This is a genomic window from Nitrosomonas sp. (assembly GCF_040240425.1).
Taxonomy (GTDB): domain Bacteria; phylum Pseudomonadota; class Gammaproteobacteria; order Burkholderiales; family Nitrosomonadaceae; genus Nitrosomonas.
On the sequence record NZ_QPHG01000076.1, the window covers coordinates 1 to 2,532 of the forward strand.

Here is a 2,532-nt window from a genome sequence, read left to right on the forward strand (position 1 = left end):
AGATCAATAATTGTGTTGAAATTTGTATTTATCATGGCATCTACTATAACCAAATATAGTAGATGAGTACACTAATTTTTAGTGTTCTGTGTAGAATTGTATATAATTACCAAAATTTATATCAGCGTTGTCTTACACGTATATTAAAGAAACCCTAGGCTATGTCGGGTCTTAGGATGCTAAGTGCCTGGCAATGCAGTAAGCAGCGCTAGAAATTGTTCCCCAAAGTATCAATTGCAAGGATTTTTATAGCGATAGCCGTTATGGTTATGATGGTTTGAAGCTTTACTAAGCGGTGGAGCACCGGTAAATATGAATTTGAAGGGGGGCGGGAAACAGCCTGATGCACTTGCGAAGGAACTATGGTAGCTTATCGGATATTATTAACCCTGCTGGTTCAGAGAGGCTAAAATATTTTTTATTCTCAGCACACATCTATTATGACAATAGTCATCGATCACATATTTATACACGAGAAGGAGTTATGATGAAAAAAAGCAATTACGTTCAATTAGGCGCCGTGATCATTTTAACGGCAGTTACGGGCTGCGCGACCAATACCGGCGGTACGAATCCTGTGGGTGCGGTCAATCAAAGTCTATCAACGATAGAAAGCGCGGCGCAGAGCGGCAAGCAAGTGCTTAATGCCGGTGCCGCAGTTGCCGGTAACGCTGAAGGAGCTGCGCAGATTGGTCTGGTGGATATTCTGGCTCACCGCCTTGGTGTTTCGCCGCAGCAAGCCCTAGGTGGCGCCGGGGCGATATTTCAAATGGCGCAAAGCAATATGAATCCGCAGGCATTTTCGTCATTGTCCCGATCTGTTCCCGGAATGAGTACAATGCTGGGCGCAGCACCCGCCATGTCCAATCTATCCGCGTTAGCGGGCGGTAATAGCACACTTGGCAGCGCGGCTGCACTTGCTGCATCCTTTCAGCAATTGAATCTTTCCCCTGATATGGTGGGAAAATTCATTCCGGTAATTACCAACTATGTGAGCAAAACAAGCGGCCAAGCAACGGCTAATCTGCTGCAATCCGCTGTGACTGCCCGCTAAACTCCAGAGTTTGATTAATGGAAACGAGCAAGCGCAAGTCACATGGTGTAAGTGACTTGCGCTTGCTCGTGTCGTTTCATCCGAGGTGCAGCATGGTGTGCTGTTACTGCATCTCGTATCAGCGCCATAAAACGCAAACAACGTATTTGGCGTTTTTCTCCGGATTTTGCCATTACCTGTCAGATGCCAATAACCGAAGCGCACTGAATTGTGCAATTTGAGCACTCGAGACAAAGTAATTCAAGAGGAGGGGCGGGATGCACAATCGAACAGCTTTTCTGAAAGCGGGCGCTTACGCGGGTTTCGCGAGCGCGACGATATTCATTGTGCAAGCCGTTTTCACGTTGGCCAGTTCAACGGCTGCTATTGGCCTGATCATGATCCCTTTCTATGGTTTTCCGGCTGCAGGGGCGGGGTGGGCATTGGTTTATAGCGCTTTTGCCGTGCTTGATTTACGTTCCGGCAAAGCGTCATGGAATAGTAGGAGTGTGCAATTTGCCGCCGTATTCCTGGCCGCACTCGTGTTTGCTGGGGTTGTTTTATTCGCGCAACAGCGTGCGTTAGCGGTTGCCAAAAATCCGGCATCTGCACCACAAGCACTGGAGGCGGTGAGTCAGCGCTGGATTCCTTGGGGACACCGGGAAGTGGAAATCGCATTGGCCCAGCATCCATCAACGCCAACGGCTATTCTCGATAGATTGGCCGTGTCCAGCGATAATGCCGTGGTGCAACAAGTTGGCGCCAATGCCAATACGACGCTGGCGACTTTGGAAGGAATCGCGGCAGGGGCGCTGACTTACGAGCGGGTCGCAGGGCTGGCCGGTAATCAAAAAATCTCGCGGGCCATGATGGAGAAACTGATAGCGGCCACGCTGAACGATATTAATGCTGCCGACCCCGTTCGCCAGGGATTATATAAAACCTATGTTTTGTCGGCGCTCGCCGCCAATGCAGCGCTTCCACAGGATCTTTTCGATCGCGTGGCTGCTAGTGATTCACCCACGCATTTCCTGGTACTGGCGGTGATCAATTCGCCCCATGTCAATTGCCTGCAAATGTCCGGGCTACTGGTGTCTGCGCCTGCGTTGGAGAATGCCGGTTTGTACAACACCACCCTGAATAAAATGACCGAGAAAGATTGTTTCGTCGAAAACTAGTATCTAAAAACACATTGTAAACGAGTAAACTGCCGAGGTTGATCTGCGTCGATGGATCCGGTTTCAACGCGGGTATTACTTGAAGAATTGAAAGGAGTGAGCGTGTGATGGACAAAATTATCTATGGTGCCGCGGCGATACTCATGATCGTCGCGATCGCTTATGGCGGATCGTGGTTATATCAGTTTTTATTGGAGTTGTTTAAGGAAGCGCTGAACAATTAGTGATTTCCAGATTTCCCGGTAATCCTGCCATTTTTTTGAACACGAATTCCCGGCAATTCATTTTTCAGTGGTGTTTTGTAGCCGGATTTCCCCTGTT

Annotated in this window: 2 protein-coding genes; both read left to right on the forward strand. The window is 48.7% G+C overall.

The genetic code is table 11. From position 1 onward, the window contains the following. The first annotated feature begins 484 nt into the window (after positions 1-484). A complete protein-coding gene (locus tag DU481_RS15510; protein WP_350135987.1) occupies positions 485-1,054 on the forward strand; it encodes a DUF2780 domain-containing protein in 570 nt (189 codons plus the stop codon). A 257-nt stretch (positions 1,055-1,311) separates the two neighbouring features. Then, positions 1,312-2,211, forward strand: a complete 900-nt coding sequence (locus tag DU481_RS15515) for a hypothetical protein (RefSeq protein ID WP_350135989.1) — start codon at positions 1,312-1,314, stop codon at positions 2,209-2,211. Positions 2,212-2,532 lie beyond the last annotated feature (321 nt).